Raw genomic sequence first — 16,356 nt, 5'->3', positions numbered from 1 at the left:
CCATCGTTCCGCCATCAGGACTGCACTGGACCCGCGCGGGTGTGGTTGCTGGACCCCGACGAACAGTCACATGGCGTGTGCTGGACGCTCAATATTTCGGCCTGGCCCAACGACGCGAGCGTGTGTTCGTTGTGGCAGGTGCTGTGGGGGGGGGCAGATCCCACAGCGATACTTTTTGAGCCCGAAAGCCTGCCGGGGAATCCTGCGCCGCGCCGCGGCACGGGGGAAAACATTGCCCCGACAGTTGCACGCGGCTCTCCAGGCGGTCGCGTCTACGGGTTAGATGCCGACACGGTAGAGAGCCTGCAGGTACACCCGGTCGCATTCGGTGGCGGAAACTGCTCGGGTCCGATCGATGTGGCGAGATCGCTTTTAACGAGTGGCCTTCATCAGGATTTTGAAACTGAAACGTTCATCACCCATACCCTGCGCGGCGAAGGATTTGACGCCAGTGAAGACGGTACCGGACGCGGGACACCTCTGGTCCCGGTTGCGTTCGACTGCAAAGCGTCGGGACAAAACGGTTTTGGCGTAGGCGATATTGCCAGCACGATGCGCGCGATGGGGCACGCAGGCAGCTATTCCAACGGCGGCGGTCATCTGGCGGTCATGCAGCCGCTTTCCGTCGCATTGCGTGGCCGGGACGGTGGCAGCCAGATCGAGGTTGGCGACGATGTGGCACACACCCTGCGCGCCAGTCAGGGCGGGTCGGACAAACCGCACGTCCTGACCAGTGCCGTACGACGCCTGATGCCCGTCGAGTGCGAACGCCTGCAGGGTTTCGCCGACGACCATACCGACGTGCCCAATGGCAACAGGCCGGCGGCAGACGGCCCACGATACAAGGCACTGGGCAATTCAATGCCCGTGCCGGTGTTGCACTGGATCTTGACGCGCGTGGAGCGGGAGATTGCCCAGGTGAGGGAAATACGATGAAACCAGCCGATAATGACGGTAATCCAGTCCCCTCTTACCCCCGTGAACTGGCCCTGCCGGTCGTATCGCTATCTGGCTGGAAAGATAGCCTCGCGACCGCATTGCTGGCGATCGAACGGCACGGCCGGGATCGGGTGCGATTGCAGTATGCGGACACAGGAAACGAACATCCCTTGGTCGAGGAGTATGTTTACGAATATCTGCCTGATGCACTGGGTGTAACAATCGAGACGGTGCGTGCTGATTTTTCAAAGGAAATCGAACGGAAACGCACATACATTGATACGGTCTGGCGCGATGAAGGTGTCGCCGAAGATACCATCAAAACAGCGCTCGAATTTCTTGTCCCAACAGGCATTCCTTTTCTTGATCTGTGCGTATGGAAAGGGAGGTTTCCCTCCCGCCGTGCCCAGTTTTGCACACAGGAACTGAAAACCAGGCCGCTCACGCGCGCATTGTTCGATATCGCCCGGAGCACAAATCTCTACGTCGAAAACTGGCAGGGCGTGCGCCGTGACGAATCATCTGCCCGGAAAAATGCGCTGGTCTGGGAGGACGGGGATTGTGGTCTCTGGATTCACCGGCCGATTGCGACGTGGACAGCTCAGGACACGTTTGATATTGCGCGCCGCCACGGAATCAAGAGCAATCCACTCTATTCGTTTGGATGTACACGTGTTGGATGCATGATGTGCATCAATACAAGCAAATCTGAAATTTCTAATGTTCAGTCACGCTGGCCATTCGTAATCGAAAAGATAGAAAAATGGGAGTTTATTGTTAGAAAATGCTCGAAAAGGCAGCTTGCAACCTTCTTTTTCTTTGACTCTAAAGAAGGACGGACCGACATCGAGCATTATCAGGCCAACAATATTCGGCAGGCGGTCGCTTGGTCGCAGACAAGCCGCGGTGGTCAGCAGTTCGACCTCGAACATTTTATGCCCAGATCCGAATGCTCCTCTCAATATGGTCTGTGTGAATAAACGCCGACTGGCAACGATAATTCATATTCCCGAAGGTAATGACCATGGCAAACGAAGTGAAGATGTATCTCGTGCCGGATCAAGCAACGCCCGAGCAGGAACATCGGGCGGAAACAGTCGTAATTGACAGGTATGGGCACCAAATTACGTGGCCCGAGTTCCATGCCTACATGACGGCCATCGCCACCCCCATCCAGCCGTGCGCGGATGTGGAGACAATAACCCATGAAATGAAAACGTGTATTGAAGTCGATGAGATGACCGGAATGTCTTACCCGGTTGACTATCCAATAAATGAATTAGTCCGCCGCACCGACATGGAGGCGCAGGTTGCCCGTGTGGCGGCTGAGAAGGATGCGGAGATTGCGCGGTTGCGAGACGGATTAACGCGGATCATGGCGGTCCCCGACGACGGCGGAATCAGCCCCGAAGACGGGTACGGGATTGGTGCTAAAATGACAGAGATCGCCCGCGCAACTCGCGACGAAGGAGCAGCGGGATGATCACTCTCATGGTCTGTTCTCGTTGTGGGGTTGCATCCACACTCACCAGTCAGTTTGTTTTTCGTGACAACAATCCGGAATGCCTCCCATGCTACCGGCGTCTATCCGGTAGTGGTGCAGGAGGCGCCATATGGAACGGCCCATCGGAAGTGCGGGAATATGCACGCAAGCAGGTAGACGAAGCCTTCCAGCGCGGGCGTGAACAGGAGCGCGCGGAGAGAAAAACGGATGATACCTGCCGGTTGGACTTCATGGAACATACGCAGATCGATGCCATGAAGGTAAATGGGCAATGGGAAATTCTATCTATGAGCGGCGACACGGCGGAAACGATAGGAACTGGCGACACCTTACGTGCCGCCATTGACGCCGCCATGAACGCGGAGAACGGGGATGTTTGACAAAATATTCCTCTATTTGTGGCTTGTTTTAATTTCTGCATGGGTCGGAAGCTTTGATCTGTGTGCAGCCAATAGTATTTTGCTTTCGAGACCTTGGATTGCGATGTATTTCTACGTCAATACCGCAGCATGTTTTGCTGTCGCGCTATTTTCCTCAGAAAACGTCATGAAAATATGGCAGGAACGGAAATGACCAGTCCTCCCTATGTCACCACCATATTTGCTCTGTATTGGGCGTTCGGCATGTATCTGGTTTCAAGAAAGAAATTCCAGATGGGCATGCGTGAGAAAATGAACGAACTGGCCTGCCGGCCGGATTTCATAGGTCGGGAGTATATTGTGCAGGCGGCCGGTTGCCTCTGTATGCTTATCGCATCTCTCACATATCCATGGTTTCTGATCATGAAGTCGAAGCGCGGCTGATCGAATGTCAGCCGACGGGAAACTCTCTTATCGCGGATAGAAGCCCCTATGCGGGGCTTGTCGGCTTATCCAGCACCACGATCCGGGTGCCGATCATCGTGCCCGCCGCCTTGAACACGCCTTCCGGGACATCCTCGATCAGCGCGGCGCTGCCGATCAGTGCTGCCGCGTCGGCTTTCAATACCGCAGGACCAGCGCCTGGGCCCTTGGGCACCAGCGCCACCAGTCGGCCGCCGGGTGCCAGCCGTTCCCATGCCACCAGAAGGTTGCGGATCCACTGTCCGGAGGAATAGGGCGGGTTCATGACGATCCGGTCATAGCGGGCTGTGTCGGGGTCAAGCCAGTCCGCGCGCTGTGTGCTGACCCGCGGGTTCCCCGCATAGCGTTCTGTCAGGAAGTCCGCCCGGCCTGCATTCTTCTCCACCGCCACGATTGATGCTGCCGGCGTCTCCAGCAGGGCATCCACCAGCGCGCCTTTCCCCGCGCTGGGCTCACACACGGTCATGCCATCGTCTATATCAGCCAGATCGGCCATGCGTTCGGCCGTATCGACGGGGGTAGGATAGAAGTCCTCCGACCAGGTATCCTTGCGCCCGGCGGCCGGGTCTGCCTTCCGCCTGGCGCCCGCGGCATCCGGTCCGGCGCCCAGCGTCTCGCCGTAAAATTCGGCGATGATCCGGTTTGCCTTTTCCACCAGGTCGGGCCGGAGGAAATAGAACTGCGCATTGCCGTTCTTGAAGAACTTCACCCGGAAATAGTCGGTCTCGATGGTGCCGGCGCCCGGGCGGAAAGATGAGGCCGTGCGGATGGCCTCCGCCAGTGCGCCACGTAGGCCTTCATTGTAGCTAGTGGGCGGTTCCCGGCCGTCCAGGACATAGAAAATCCGGTCAAGATCACGAATTGAATCGTCCCGGTAGGAGTTGAGCGACCCGTAGGAGGTCTGGACGCCGGTCATGACGATCCGCTTGGCCAGCCGGAACCCGTTGTTGGACCGGTATTCCCGGCAGAGCCCCCGGAATACCTCAACCAGACCACGCCGGAAGATCATGTCGGACTCTGCAAACAGCCCTTCCATCGTGACCCGCAGGTTGTCGGGGCTGGCCTCCGGCGGCACACCCGCCATGTCTTTTTCGAACTGGGCGCGTGCGGTCGCGTCCATCATGCCCCACAGCGGGGTGCCGATCACGAATGACCGCCACATGGCCCGGTCCACCTCGATGCGGACCTGCTCTGGCAGGCCTTTCGTGTCTGACCAGCCTTTCAGGGATCGTTCGATTACCTGGTCGATCTTGCTGCCCACGCCATTCGTGCCCACGCAGGCGGCCTGCATGTCCGTACGCGCCTGCCGGATCTGTTCCACGCCAGACAGGAAACCTTCGATCGCCTTCGCCCGGTTCGCGCACAGCTCATCGACAGACGCCTTGATGGCAATTTGCTGGGTCATTTTCTGTCCCTCTTCGATTGTCGGTAATGGGATGCGGCGATGATTTCCGGAAGAACCGGGGATCAGGGAATTTCCTGTCCGCCGCATGCTTATTATATACGCAGCGTATATTAAAAAGGCAAGGGCAATAAAACACGTTGCGTTGATTATTTTTGGCCCATAGGGTTGAGGAATGGGACGAGCACCGACATCACCGTGGGGGCTGCGCGCACGCGACGCAGGCCTTGACCAGAAGACGCTCGCTGCACTGACCGGCCTTGCGCCGAACTCGGTATCGCGCGGGTTGCGCGGGGAGTGGGAGAAAGGCATTCCGGCCTATCTGCCAACCATTATCCGGGCATGGGAAATGCTAAACGATGAACAGCGCACGACGCTGCTGGCCAAATCTAAGATGGATGAGTGATGGGGAAGAAATACGGCGACTGCGAGTACGATGTGAACCCAAACCTGCGACAAGGGTATAGTTGGATTGCGTATGCTCCTCGAGGAGCAAAAAAACCGATAATTGCCAGCGGGTTTAATTGCGACACAAAAGACCAGGCTGCACAGGAAGCAATGGCAGCGATTGACAAGTATGACAGGGAGAAAATCGCGAAGGGCCGCTGGTAGGAACTGACACACCGGCGAGAATAACAGTTATCGCCGGTAAACGGCGGATCGTGACGATAGGCTGGGGCATCCCGTTCCCATCATCGTCATGAGGCCGCATCATGCCCGATCTCGTCAAAATCGAAGCCGTGCGCGGCACACGCCGCAATTTTCTCGGCTTCGCGTTCCTGTCCGGCCTGGCCGTCGCCTCCCTTGCGGCGCTGCCCGGGTGCTCGTCCAGTAAGGATGGCAACGTCACCACCATCACCGTCAACGTGTCCGAGATCGATACCGACGGCACGGCCGCATTGAATATCCTCAAAACCGTTCTCGCGTTCACCGGTCTGCCGCTGGCCGTTGCTGATGTCGTGGATGATGCGATCGACGGTGTCGAGGCGGCATTGGCCACCTGGGACAAATATTGCAGCGGCAAGCAGACGGTCGTTTTTGACGCCACCAGCGTCCCGACGGAAGCGTCCAGCGTGATCGCAGCGCTGCAGAATGCCGCCACGACCATCGGAAACGTCGCGACGTCGGAGGCGGCCACCCTCGGCACCACCCTGACGTCCAAAATCACCTCCATATCGTCGGACATCGCGTCGCTTGCGGCGATCGTCTCCAGCATCGTCCGGACAACGGCGGGACTGTCGCTGGGCGCGCAGGCGAGCACGCTGACCCCGACGCAGGCCCGCATGCTGCAGGTCAACGGCATCCTTGCGCGGCATGGCCTGCCGCCGGTCGCCGTCAAGGGCTGACGTTGCTGATCGCCTGCGTCGCGCTGGCGGCGTTCGTCGGGGGTGCCGTATTCGGTGCCGCCGCTTTCATGGTCCTCTCTTCCTGGTATCTCTGACATGCTCAAGCCTTCCGACCTGCACGTTGTCTCCGTTTTCTCCAACAACCGGCGCTGGCGCTCGCGTGAGCGTCTGCTGCGCAGGTTCATTCCCCATATGCAGGCGTCGGGCGTGACCCTGACGATGGTCGAGCATGTGATGGGCGAGCGCGATTTCGTGCTGGATCCTGATGACCCGGCCTTGGCCGGGGTGCGCCTGTTCCAGGTCCGCGGCGACAGCCGGCAGGAGAACTGGCTGAAGGAAGGGCTGATCCGCTATGGCGTCAGCCGCCTGCCGGCCGACGCGAAGTATCTGGCCGTGATCGACGCCGACGTGTTTTTCCAGCGACAGGACTGGGCACTGGCCACGCTCGACATGCTTCAGGTGCATCGCGTGGGGCAGCCCTGGTCCTATTCCGTTGACCTCGGCCCCGATGAAAACCCGGTCTGCGACGAGCATGGGCGGCAGATGGACCGCTCGTTCTGCGCCGCGTGGGCGGCGGGCGACATCATCGTCACCGACGAGGATTACGGCATCGGGCAGTCCAGCGCCCAGTGGCTGCTGGACCCGGAGCGTAAGCGCGACTGGCGGCAGCATTACGGATACGCCTGGGCGTTCCGTCTGGATGTCTGGAACGATTTCGGCGGCCTGCCCGACTGGCTGGTGACGGGTGCTGCCGATTATATCGCCGCCATGGCGTTCGCGGGGAAGCTGGATACCTCGGACGCCTACACGTCACCCGCCTGCGCGCGGCGTCTGCGCCATTTTGCCGCGGCCTGCGACCGGGCCGTGCGTCAGGATATCGGCGTCGTGCCCGGGTTGCTGTCGCATGGATTCCACGGATCGAAGAAAAAGCGGTTTTACCTCGACCGCAAGGACATCCTGCGGGAGGCCAATTTCGATCCGGACGTGGATATCGGATATGACCGCCACGGGCTGCCATTCCTCGCCAGCGACAATCGCATCCTGCGCGACGGCCTGCGGCGCCTGTCGGTCGCCCGGGATGAAGACAGCAACGCGCTGTAGGAGGCCGGCCATGAACCCGACGGTCGCCGTCCTTCTCTGGCTCAGTGGCGTCGTGAGCGGCGTTGCTGGCGCGTTCTTCCTTTACGCATATCTGGCGAGCAATTCACGATGAGCAGTTCTGAAGATCCGGGGGGCTATCTGCTTCGGCAGCGGCTTCGTGACGCATGACGGTGCAATTTCTGGCAGCGGTCGGTCTTTTCCTGACCGGCTGCGCATTCTCGCAGGTCGTCGCGTTCGCTCTGGCCGCGTGGCGGGAGCGCGCCCGTGAGCGAAAAATCGACGCCACACTGGGTCCTCCTCCGCCTGATCCATCGGATGCCCCACGATGATGCTCCGCAAATTTGGCTGCAAGCCGCCAGAGACCCGTGCTGGCCAGCCGACCATGGCGGTCATGCGCAGCTTCATGGCCCGCAGGGCGCCAAGCAGTCTGATCCGGTCCCATATTGACCCCGGCGTTCTCATGCTGGGGAACGACACGACGAATGACTGTACCAGCGCGGGTATCGGGAATCATATCCGCGCCACGGCGGCGCTCAACCGGTTCCAGGTGGACGTGACCACGGCGCAGGCGCTGACGTTCTACGGCCGCCACACGGGGTTCGTGCCGGGCAATCCTGCCACGGACACCGGCGCAGTAGAGGTGGACATGCTCACCGCGGCGGCCCGGGACGGATACGACGTGACCAACCAGACGCTGTTCCCGATCTGGGGCAGCACGGACCCGCATGACCGCAACGGGCTGTGCAACATCATGGCGGACCTGACGGCTCCATATTTCGGGGTGCAGTTCGCCGATGCGGATCTGTACGAGGATGAGGCTGGCCAGCTGCCGCCCGTCTGGGACACGCGCACACCGGCCAGATATGGCGATCCCACTCCCAATCCCCGCAAGGGGCATTGCCTGCTGGGCTGGTCCTATACCGGGATGGCCGACGATGATCTGGTCGAACTGCTGACGTGGGGCGGCCAGCAGCGTGCGACGTGGCGCTGGTTGCGCAGCCGCGCAGTAGAGGCGCATGCCCTGGCATGGCGTCAACTGCTGGCCGCCGACAGTCCGCTCCCGCTGTGGGAGGAGTGGCAGAACCTGGTAGCGGCCAACGACAACTATCTGCGCGCGGCGGCGGCCTGATGCCGAGGCTTGTACCGGCCCGAGCCTTCCGGTAAGATTCTGCAAGTTCATCCTCTGGTTCCGTCAGTGGTTGAATCAGAAGGCCGCCAGCGCTGCACTCGCTGGCGGCCTTCGTTTAGGCTGTCGTCACGGTATTAAGGGCGCGGGAATGTGCGTTATCGCCGGTAAATCGGCATCACCACGCATGGACCTGCATGATGTCCTCAAACCGCGTGGTATAGGCAGGTGACAGGAAGGCCTGCCGCGGGCGCCAGTCCTGCCGCGTGCCGGTCGCCAGCGGGCGCACGGTCCCGCGGCCAAACCGGGCATTGAGGGCGTCCATCGCTGCCATCACGCTTTCGGCGCGTTGTGGATCGCGGGTTGAGAACAGCGCGCCCTGCCGCGCGGCCGGTGCCAGAGCGTCAAGAATGACGCCAGCCTTGAAATACCGATATCCCGGTTTCCAGATTTTTCGCAGCAGCCGCAGTGATGCCGCGATCAGCGCCATCGTATCATTGGTCGGCTCGATGCTGATCGATTGCTGGTTGGCATACCATCCCGCCTCGGTCGATGTGCGGGGGTTGGTCCGTATGAAAACACTGATGCTGCCGGCATGCAGCCGATCGCGTCGGAGTTTGGCTGCGACCGTCGTCGCATATGAAGCGACGGCCTCGCGCAGATCCGACCAGTTGTCGATCGGCCTGCCGAATGTGCGCGTACAAGCGAGTCCCTGTCGTGGAGCTGCCAGATCCGCCAGGGGGAGGCACGATTGCCCCTGCAGTTCCGCCTGCACCCGCGCGCCCACGACCGTAAGCAGGTTGCGGACGGCGCGTGTATCCATCTCGACAAAATCCGCGATCGTGTGGATGCCTGCCCGCCGGAGGCGTTCGGCCCCCTTGTGGCCTATGCCCCACACATCCTCGATGTCAGTCCGGCGGTACCAGTCATGCCGGAGGGCCGTATCATTGAGATCGCACAGCCCCTGTAGCGCGGGATCCGCTTTCGCGATGCGGTTGGCCACCTTGGCTATGGTCTTCGTTGGCCCCCAGCCAATGCAGGTCGGAATCTTGGAGATTTCCAGAACGTCACGCCGCAGGTCCGCGCAGAAGGTGGCCAGATCATATGGGAGCGCCGTGAGGTCGAGGAACATTTCATCGATCGAGTAGGGTTCGACGCGGGGAACCCGATATTCCAGCACCTGGAACATGCGTCGGCTCATGTCAGCATACAGCGGATAATTGCTCGAGTACCACCGCACGCCCTGGAGTGCTGGGCGCCTGCATGCCAGATGCCATGGCTCGCCCATCTTGATGCCCAGCTGCTTGGCCTCGGCCGTCCGGGCGATCGCGCACCCGTCGTTGTTGCTCAGAACCACGACGGGCGAGTTCCTGACGCTGGCGTCAAAGGCCCGCTGGCAGGAACAGTAAAACGAGTTCCCATCGATGAGGCCAAAGACCGGCATATTCACACCTCGGTCCGCACCAGGGCGCAGACCACGGCCCATATCCCCGCGTCCTGGTCTCCGTCCACCGGGCGAAGGACATGACCATCGCCTGACCGGCCTGACCGTAGGAACCATCCGTCCCGGTTGCGGGTAATCTCGCAGACAATGGTCTGATCCTGCCAGCGCGCGATGACGACGCTGCCCGTGCGAGGCGATGCTGCCGTATCCACGATCAGCACATCCCCATGCAGGATCCCGCGCGCGGACAGGGCGTCTCCCACGACGCGCACCGGATACCGATTGGGGCGATAGAGATCGAGCACGGCGCTCAGATCGATAGGTCCCTCAGCGCTGTCCGCAGCAGGCGACGCAAATCCGGTTGTCCTGTCGCCTGCGTAGCCAGACATCGTCTGTTCCCCTTTCATTCGCGAATCCGAACGTAACATGAACAACGTGGAAGAAGTCAAGAGGCCTGCGGCGTCCGGAGGTCGAGCGCGGCGCTCAGAGCGACCGGGCCTGCATTACTGTCCCGCGCCGCCGTCGCATATGAAGCGACGGCTCCATGCCAATCACGACCATTTTCGCCGCACGGAGAAAATGGTTGTCAGGCGCCTGATGCGCGGGGCGGCCCAGGTCGTGACGATAGGATGAACGGGCGAGAATACCATTTATCGCGCGTAAAGCGCGACCTGCCGCATGCGGCCGAAGGAGATATCATGAGCGTCGAACGGAAATCGCTTTGCGGGCAGTTCGCGATTCCAAAAGGGGGCACCACCAATTTTATGCCCTGTATGATCGCCGGTGCCATTCTCATCATGGCCGTGGCGTTTCTGACTGGATGCAGCGCCCGGCCGCAGGTTGCCACCACGATCCCCCAGGCAATGGCGTCCATACAGGACAGCCTGGCGCGTTCGGGGGCGGTGTCTGTCTCCCATGCAGCATCCTGGACGCCCGAGCAGGCAACCAGATTTGAGCAGGATGTGCAGGCCGTCCAGTGCTCGCAACAGCGGTCTGATCCCGTGGTGGGGGTTTTGGCTGGCACAGTGACCGGCACCCTGTCTGTGCAGTTCACACAGGGCGCACAGGCAACGGTCGGCGCGCTGACAACGGCACCCACCATCGGGGCAGAACTGAGCGGGAGCCGGACCCGCGGACAATCCCTGACGGTGCCCCTGTCGTATGCACCGCTGTCCTCCCTGCCTGACGTCGAGATGTCACGGCAAATTGGCTACGAGACGGAGTTGCTCGCCCAAAATGATGACGCGCGGCACCAGGAAGCCGCTCGGCTGATTCAGGACCGGGAAGCGTTGCGAACGCATGTAGTAGATCTGATTGAACACTGGCATGCAGACCAGTGCATCCAGCATGGGACACTTATGCCATTGGTAGGAGAAAGAATATATCCTCGCTAAATCCCCTTTTTCTAATTTTATGACAAAATGCAACAAACGCATAAAAATTTCTTGCGTTCTCAAGGAAAATGCCATCCCATTCATTCGGGACTGAGAATGTTCAGTCCCGCACAACTGCCTAGAAAGGTGGCATTATGAACCAGTTTCGTATGGTTCCCGGCCAATCTTATGCATTTGCAGATCTTCCCATAGAGGGTGCTTTTGCAAAAGCATTTGCGGCAATGGTAACCAATGAAGGATGGGAAATCGGTGGAAATCCTATCCATTCGAAACTTCCTCCCGTGAAGCCGGGATGTGTCCGTCTTCATGATATCAAGTGGGTCGGAATAGAACCGAATAGAAAACGGTAATATCGGGAAATTCTGGACATCGCTTAGCATCACGTAAATAAAACAAAGTGTTTGCTTTACGTGTAGATCACAGACTCAGCCACGAGCTTCAGTCGTTGAATACCGTGAAATTCGGTCGTCTTGCCCCTCTGATGGAACCTTCTGGAAATCGGTTGCGATCATCGGACTGCCATCTGTCAAGAACACATTATTAAATGTATTGCACTGACAGATACCCTTTTGCACTGCCACTCAGCATATGATGCTGCAGGTATGCCACGATCCCACGACATAAAGTGGGGATGCCCCGTCCAAGATACCTTGGTCGGGGCTTTCTATTACGATTTTGATGAAGTTTTACTTTCAATCACCTGCCTTAACTTCGTCGGTAAGTGAAGCCGCGTCGGCGTGACAGGAATACCGCTCTTATCGAGGATCGTGGTCGCGGTCGGCTTCTGCACCCGATCCACCATGACGGCAGTTTTCCCGCGGCGCACCGCGTTGACGGCCCATCCGACGTTGGCCGCAATGCCATTAATCAGAACGTAGATGATGCCCTCGATACGCGCGCCAGGCGGCGGCGGCTGGATGATGGCGGCCGCAATGGCGCACGCCGCGATCACGGTGCATACGGGGGCCACGTACTGCTGCGGCACCTCGTAGAGCAGGATGGAAAATGCGGCGGTAATGGATGCCAGTGACGATGACGGTTTCATGATGCAGCCTTTCGCGCGGCATTGGATAATTGGAACGCACTGGTGACACGGCGCGCGGTGCGCCCCAGCCAGTCAGTGCCGAATTCGGCGAACCCGGCATCCTGCCGGTAGGCATTGTCCTGTAGCGACCCGAGTGCGCAGATATGCACCAGGTCCAGTGCATCTGCGGCGGCAATGGCCTCCAATGTCACAGGGCCAATAATCCCGTCAGCTCGTACTCCAAGGGTGGCCTGCAGCCGCATGGCAAAAAGCGGTGCAATCAATCTAGTCGGAGTCAGCGATGACCTGACTTCGGCCAGCTGGCGCAGGCTCGTTTCCTCGCCTGCGTTGAATGCCTCATCCACCACCATCAGGTTGATACCGGATGGCAGTTCCGCACCGCCGCACGGGGTCCAGAACAGGTCCGCATAGATCTGGGAAAACATGCTTTCCGTCAGGCCCCGCATGTCCGCCTCGGTTGGCACGCGGTTCAACCAGCCGCGCAGACACGGCGCGGAAATCCCCATGTTGGTGCCGATCAAGATGCCCTGCCCGATCGCACCCCCTGTCCAGTTGCCTGGGTCAGCAGGGTTTTTCTGATAACCGCCCTCTTCGTTCAGCGTGAAGTCAGCACAGAAATCAAAGTCGGTTTCGGGCATCGTTATTCCTAGAATTGTATGGTTTTTCAGAAACCATATTCAGCTAGGCCAGCGTGCCGTCACGACCCGAGGAATAACACATATTCCAACGGGAATGGGTATATTACTGCCATCACGAGGATAATCCGCTTGACGGGATAATCGTTTTCGTATCTGGTTATTTAACCATGACGCATATGGAGATAACCATGATGTATGAACGTTCCACAGCCGCTCCCTCTCCGACACAGACCCCTGTGGAGGTTCTGGAAACATTCTGGCGTCGCAAGAAGATGGAGGCGGAAAATTCCGCATTCCGGACCGGCGTCATCTCTGGAGCAGCGATGGCCGCGGCGCTGGCATGCGGCGTGTGGGCGATCAATATCGCACTGCACTACCTGATCGGGACAATCTGAGGTGGAGAACATGGCCCGTGGTGCGGACACACACTGCGCTCTGTTTGAAATTCTCCACCACGGTTATCTGGGTGGCGACGCTTCTGGAATCGCTACCGTTCGACAGTGGTGCGTATTTCTTTGCGCCGATCGCGAGGAGTTTGTGCGCAACATCGCAAAGGCGGTCGGGATCAGCAAAGGGGCGGCCGTTCGCGCGATTGATGCGCTGGTGGCCGAGGGACTGGTCGAACGTGAGATGAATGCGGCCGATAGGCGTTCGCCATTTATCCGCGTCACCGCCAAAGGGGCACGCGTCATCGCATCCGCGCGCAAGCGCCTGGACGCCATCCTTGGGCGCCAGATGGATAACCGTCGATAATCGTTATTCTCGCGGGTAAACCGAAAATGGAATTTTCCAGCACCAGATTGCGGGGCGATGCGACAGGGTCGCATGCGACCCAGCCATGGAAACAGACCTATACGGGCATGAAGTTCGATCTGCTCGATCCTCGGCCCGAGCAGGTGCGTCTGATGGATATCGGCGTGCATCTTTCTCGCACACCGCGTTTCAATGGCGCGACGACGGTTGAAAGCTGGAACGTCGCGCAGCATTCGCTGCTTGTGCGCGACATCCTCCTGCAACTTTATCCTGATGCGGGGCCGATAGTTCAGATCTATGCCCTGCTGCACGATGCGCATGAGGCCTACACGGGCGACATCACCACCCCGATGAAAATGGCTATCCGCGCAGTCCTGCGCTCGGCCGGCCGGTCCGACGATCCCGTCGAGATCCTCCAACACCGGATACAGAAGGCGGTCCACAGGCATTTCCGCCTGCCGGAAATGGCCAGCGTTTCCATTATGGAACGTGTGCACCGGGCCGACATGCATGCGCTGTCGTGCGAAAAAGAGGCGTTCATGGGGCCGTCACCGGACAGTTGGGGCAATCTGGCCCCGGTCATCAGGGGCACCGCGCCGGAGCCTCTGGGTGCGGAGGACAGCGCCATCCTGTTCATCGGGGCTGTGCGCGAATGCCTGGAGGCTCTGGGACTGCTCATTTTCTGTGAGGTTGATGATCAGTGTTCCGTCCTGGTGGCGGAAATGGAGGGTGCAAAGTGCGAAAGGGGCAATCGTGAACTGGCCTGATCGCATTGACAATTATTGCGCCGTCACCGGGTTTCCGCGCTCGCTGTTCGTGGATGGGACCGGTCGCGTGGTCGGCACATGGATCATGGGGGCCGATTATCGTGTCTCAAGCGGGTATTATGGGGGCTATCCGGCGGGATACCTGAAACGGGTCCGCGCGCTGTTTCCCGAAAAACGCAGCACCCTGCACCTGTTTAGCGGATGCGTGGATCTGGCTGCGTTTCCCGGCGACACCGTGGATATCAATCCGGACCGATCCCCGACATATGTCGATTGCGCGCAAACCCTGACCAATGTCCCGCTGGACAAATATGACCTCGTGCTGGCGGACCCGCCGTATTCGGTCGAGGACTGCGAGCATTACGGCACCACCATGGTCAAGCGGAACCTCGTCATGCGCGCGCTGCAGCGCCTGCCAGCAGGGGCGCATATCGTATGGCTGGACCAGGTGCTGCCGATGTTCCGAAAGGACCATTTCATGGTCGAGGCCACCATTGGGATGTGGAAAAGCACCAACCACCGCTTTCGTGGGATAACAGTATTCCGCCGTCTCTGAACAAGTATCCATGGATATGACGGAAATAATCGAACGTATTCGAACGCCATGGCGGATTGACCATGTGACGGATGCCCGCGCGCATGCGCCGCATGGCCAATCAGGGCCAGCATGACGGAGAATTTCATGAGTGCAGAAAGGGGAGCCGCCACGTCGTTTTCCCAGCTGGTCGCCCAGGTTGAGGACGGTCAGTTCAATCACGACGCCGGGAATGCCATCCAGGACCTCGTCGCCGCGATGAGTGATGCAGCCATGTCCAAAAATGGCCGCAGCAAGGGAAAAATTGCGATCACGATCGGCTTCGAGCTGGAAGGCGGCGTCATCACGACGACGACCGATTTCAAGGTGACGAAGCCGCGCATGGCGCGTGCGAAATCCGTGTTCTGGGCCACGCCCGAGAACCACCTGACCAGGCGCAACCCGCGCCAGCAGGAAATGGAACTGCGTGAGGTTCCGACGTCATCATCACCTATCAGGAACGTATAATGTCTGAAAAAACTCCCGAAAAAATCGCCGCAATCGATAATTCCGGCGCCGCCGTCGTTCGCGATATCATGCCGGCCGCCATTGGCCCCAAGGGTGTGATGGTGGATCGTGGTAATGATGCGAGCACGGTGGTCCTCTCGGTTCCGGACGGCGTGAAGTTGCATTCGGTCAAGGCGTTTCTGGACGAAAACCGGATTGTGCCCGAACGGCGCAAGGGCACTGCGGTCTTCACCGACGTTCCGTCGTTCTGTGCCCACGCGTTGCGTTTCCAGGCGGTAAACAGCGTCATTTTCGCGAATGATGACCGTGAAAACCCGTCCATGATGTCCGTCCTCGATTATCATGAGTCCGGCCCTGACGAGCGCGCCGGCACGCATAACTGCGAACATCGTGGCCTGTACCGTTTCCCCCTGTCCGACGAATGGACGGCATGGCAGGCGTTTGAAAAGCGCGGTTATGTCAGCATCACAGATTTTGCCGAATTCATCGAAAACCGGCTTCTGGACGTGATGGAGCCGATTTCCTCCACGCCAGTGGATGGCGAAAGCCCGCTGGACGCCGCAATGCGCGAGACCGTGGCCAAGCTTGGCGGGAACCTCGCTGATTCACACAGGCTGCTGGAACTGTCCCGCGGGCTGAAGGTGCACGAGAATAGCCGGGTGGCACAGGCGGTCAATCTGTCCAGCGGCGAGGGGCAGATGGTTTTCCAGACCGAACATGCGGATGAGAAGGGCGAACCGCTCAAGATTCCGAACCTGTTCCTGATCGCGATCCCGGTATTCGCCAACGATGCAGCGTACCGACTGCTGGTGCGCCTGCGGTACCGCCTGCGTGCAGGTTCGGTCACCTGGGCGGTGGAGCGCTATCGCGCGGATGTTGCGTTTGACGATGCCTTCGCGGGTGTCCTGGCGCAGGCAAGTGGAACGACACTGATGCCCGTGATGCGTGGCAAGCCCGAAATTTCCTGACCCTCCCGAGACCGTGCTTCCCCGCTCACCCGGGGAAGCAACACC

General features: G+C 59.5%; 22 protein-coding genes. 17 read left to right on the top strand and 5 right to left on the bottom strand.

The window, feature by feature from the left end:
• Positions 1-45: 45 nt before the first annotated feature.
• The 5 genes from HNH97_RS09945 to HNH97_RS09925 all read left to right on the top strand — a co-directional run bounded on the left by HNH97_RS09945 (position 46) and on the right by HNH97_RS09925 (position 3,246).
• On the top strand, positions 46-936 hold the full coding sequence (locus HNH97_RS09945) for a DNA cytosine methyltransferase (RefSeq protein WP_216657611.1): 891 nt from the start codon (positions 46-48) through the stop codon (positions 934-936).
• On the top strand, positions 933-1,919 hold the full coding sequence (locus HNH97_RS09940; RefSeq protein WP_080937636.1) for a phosphoadenosine phosphosulfate reductase domain-containing protein: 987 nt from the start codon (positions 933-935) through the stop codon (positions 1,917-1,919). Before HNH97_RS09945 ends, HNH97_RS09940 begins: the two co-directional genes overlap by 4 nt.
• A 44-nt stretch (positions 1,920-1,963) precedes the next feature.
• A complete protein-coding gene (locus tag HNH97_RS09935) occupies positions 1,964-2,422 on the top strand; it encodes a hypothetical protein (RefSeq protein ID WP_048858987.1) in 459 nt (152 codons plus the stop codon).
• Positions 2,419-2,823: a hypothetical protein gene (locus HNH97_RS09930; RefSeq protein ID WP_139312901.1), complete on the top strand. Its 405-nt coding sequence runs from the start codon at positions 2,419-2,421 to the stop codon at positions 2,821-2,823. The genes HNH97_RS09935 and HNH97_RS09930 overlap by 4 nt, the downstream gene beginning before the upstream one ends.
• Positions 2,824-3,012: 189 nt before the next feature.
• Complete coding sequence (locus tag HNH97_RS09925) at positions 3,013-3,246, top strand: hypothetical protein (protein WP_048858984.1); 234 nt, start codon at positions 3,013-3,015, stop codon at positions 3,244-3,246.
• 46 nt (positions 3,247-3,292) lie between these two features.
• Here HNH97_RS09925 and HNH97_RS09920 read toward each other — a convergent pair whose 3' ends face one another.
• A complete protein-coding gene (locus tag HNH97_RS09920; RefSeq protein WP_075594822.1) occupies positions 3,293-4,690 on the bottom strand; it encodes a DUF4942 domain-containing protein in 1,398 nt (465 codons plus the stop codon).
• Between the two features lie 172 nt (positions 4,691-4,862).
• Here HNH97_RS09920 and HNH97_RS09915 point away from each other — a divergent pair, with 172 nt between their 5' ends.
• The 4 genes from HNH97_RS09915 to HNH97_RS09900 all read left to right on the top strand — a co-directional run bounded on the left by HNH97_RS09915 (position 4,863) and on the right by HNH97_RS09900 (position 8,263).
• Entirely contained in the window at positions 4,863-5,093 is a 231-nt protein-coding gene (locus tag HNH97_RS09915; protein WP_075594823.1) for a hypothetical protein, read from the top strand.
• Positions 5,094-5,400: 307 nt separating this feature from the next.
• A complete protein-coding gene (locus HNH97_RS09910) occupies positions 5,401-6,033 on the top strand; it encodes a hypothetical protein (protein ID WP_171790763.1) in 633 nt (210 codons plus the stop codon).
• Between the two features lie 96 nt (positions 6,034-6,129).
• Positions 6,130-7,134: a hypothetical protein gene (locus HNH97_RS09905; RefSeq protein ID WP_075594825.1), complete on the top strand. Its 1,005-nt coding sequence runs from the start codon at positions 6,130-6,132 to the stop codon at positions 7,132-7,134.
• 325 nt (positions 7,135-7,459) lie between these two features.
• A complete protein-coding gene (locus HNH97_RS09900) occupies positions 7,460-8,263 on the top strand; it encodes a hypothetical protein (protein WP_075594826.1) in 804 nt (267 codons plus the stop codon).
• A 175-nt stretch (positions 8,264-8,438) separates the two neighbouring features.
• On the opposite strand, the gene HNH97_RS09895 is transcribed toward HNH97_RS09900, so the two are convergent.
• Complete coding sequence (locus HNH97_RS09895; protein WP_171790762.1) at positions 8,439-9,704, bottom strand: Y-family DNA polymerase; 1,266 nt, start codon at positions 9,702-9,704, stop codon at positions 8,439-8,441.
• Between the two features lie 2 nt (positions 9,705-9,706).
• Positions 9,707-10,093: a LexA family protein gene (locus tag HNH97_RS09890; protein WP_171790761.1), complete on the bottom strand. Its 387-nt coding sequence runs from the start codon at positions 10,091-10,093 to the stop codon at positions 9,707-9,709.
• A 384-nt stretch (positions 10,094-10,477) separates the two neighbouring features.
• Between HNH97_RS09890 and HNH97_RS09885 the strand changes: the two genes are divergently transcribed.
• Both HNH97_RS09885 and HNH97_RS09880 read left to right on the top strand, forming a co-directional pair.
• On the top strand, positions 10,478-11,098 hold the full coding sequence (locus HNH97_RS09885; protein ID WP_048859070.1) for a hypothetical protein: 621 nt from the start codon (positions 10,478-10,480) through the stop codon (positions 11,096-11,098).
• Between the two features lie 134 nt (positions 11,099-11,232).
• Complete coding sequence (locus HNH97_RS09880) at positions 11,233-11,448, top strand: hypothetical protein (RefSeq protein WP_141312848.1); 216 nt, start codon at positions 11,233-11,235, stop codon at positions 11,446-11,448.
• A 317-nt stretch (positions 11,449-11,765) separates the two neighbouring features.
• Here the strand turns inward: HNH97_RS09880 and HNH97_RS09875 are convergent, their stop codons facing one another.
• Together HNH97_RS09875 and HNH97_RS09870 are read right to left on the bottom strand one after the other, a co-directional pair.
• Positions 11,766-12,143: a hypothetical protein gene (locus HNH97_RS09875; RefSeq protein WP_048859060.1), complete on the bottom strand. Its 378-nt coding sequence runs from the start codon at positions 12,141-12,143 to the stop codon at positions 11,766-11,768.
• Complete coding sequence (locus HNH97_RS09870; RefSeq protein ID WP_048859059.1) at positions 12,140-12,781, bottom strand: glycosyl hydrolase 108 family protein; 642 nt, start codon at positions 12,779-12,781, stop codon at positions 12,140-12,142. Before HNH97_RS09870 ends, HNH97_RS09875 begins: the two co-directional genes overlap by 4 nt.
• 188 nt (positions 12,782-12,969) lie before the next feature.
• Between HNH97_RS09870 and HNH97_RS09865 the strand changes: the two genes are divergently transcribed.
• The 6 genes from HNH97_RS09865 (at position 12,970) to HNH97_RS09840 (ending at position 16,311) form a co-directional block, all read left to right on the top strand.
• Positions 12,970-13,176 carry a hypothetical protein gene (locus HNH97_RS09865; RefSeq protein ID WP_141312846.1) on the top strand — a complete coding sequence of 69 codons (207 nt, stop codon included), beginning with the start codon at positions 12,970-12,972 and terminating at the stop codon, positions 13,174-13,176.
• Between the two features lie 10 nt (positions 13,177-13,186).
• Positions 13,187-13,534 carry a MarR family winged helix-turn-helix transcriptional regulator gene (locus HNH97_RS09860; protein WP_141312844.1) on the top strand — a complete coding sequence of 116 codons (348 nt, stop codon included), beginning with the start codon at positions 13,187-13,189 and terminating at the stop codon, positions 13,532-13,534.
• Positions 13,535-13,560: 26 nt separating this feature from the next.
• Positions 13,561-14,301 carry a hypothetical protein gene (locus HNH97_RS09855; RefSeq protein WP_075594833.1) on the top strand — a complete coding sequence of 247 codons (741 nt, stop codon included), beginning with the start codon at positions 13,561-13,563 and terminating at the stop codon, positions 14,299-14,301.
• A complete protein-coding gene (locus HNH97_RS09850) occupies positions 14,288-14,857 on the top strand; it encodes a hypothetical protein (protein ID WP_171790760.1) in 570 nt (189 codons plus the stop codon). Before HNH97_RS09855 ends, HNH97_RS09850 begins: the two co-directional genes overlap by 14 nt.
• Positions 14,858-14,968: 111 nt before the next feature.
• Positions 14,969-15,343, top strand: a complete 375-nt coding sequence (locus HNH97_RS09845; RefSeq protein ID WP_171790759.1) for a hypothetical protein — start codon at positions 14,969-14,971, stop codon at positions 15,341-15,343.
• Positions 15,343-16,311 (top strand): DUF2303 family protein, encoded by a 969-nt coding sequence (locus tag HNH97_RS09840; protein WP_171790758.1) that lies wholly within the window; start codon positions 15,343-15,345, stop codon positions 16,309-16,311. The genes HNH97_RS09845 and HNH97_RS09840 overlap by 1 nt, the downstream gene beginning before the upstream one ends.
• Positions 16,312-16,356: the final 45 nt, after the last annotated feature.

The organism is Gluconacetobacter entanii (genome assembly GCF_013155425.1).
Taxonomy (GTDB): Bacteria; Pseudomonadota; Alphaproteobacteria; order Acetobacterales; family Acetobacteraceae; genus Novacetimonas; species Novacetimonas entanii.
This window is presented reverse-complemented; position numbering and strand designations above follow the sequence as displayed.